A 544-nucleotide genomic window follows, 5' to 3' on the forward strand; every position below is an offset into this window, starting at 1 on the left:
ACATAGCTAACTCCTTACTGTTAAAGGAGAAATAATAGGTCTTGACTTCTTTTCATAAATAGCGGAGCATACTTAGATTAGATGTTAAAAGTCTAATATGAGAAAAGTAAGAAATTTTTTTCATCCCGACACAACCTGTCGTCGATTTTTCTGTATATTGCCATAGAATAAGAACATCAATAATTCTTCAAAGGAAATAAAATGAAAAGCACAACACAGCTTGCCCAGCGAATTAGTCTTATTTTAGTCGAGCTTAACAAAGGCAAACGTATTGATGTTAATGAACTTGCAGATGAGTTTAATGTATCTATAAGAACCATTCAAAGAGATATAAAAGAGCGGCTTAATTTCTTACCTTGGGATGAGTTAGGACCTAGATTTTATCGATTAGATCGCCAAAAATTAGATATACTGACCGAAGAAGATATTCAACGCTTTGCCCTTTTTGCCAGTGTTTCTAATTTATTCCCAGAGATTGATAAAGTGTTTTATCAAGAAAAGCTCACACAATCCGTGCAAGTGAAAGGCGTTCAATATGAAAATA

1 protein-coding gene is annotated in these 544 nt (G+C 33.5%); it reads left to right on the top strand.

The window, feature by feature from the left end:
- Positions 1 to 201: 201 nt before the first annotated feature.
- Positions 202 to 544 (top strand): HTH domain-containing protein (locus AC5O77_RS22495; RefSeq protein WP_494507258.1); only part of this gene is annotated, 343 nt, incomplete at its 3' end.

Source organism: Stenotrophomonas sp. INTA L402-1, assembly GCF_059295135.1.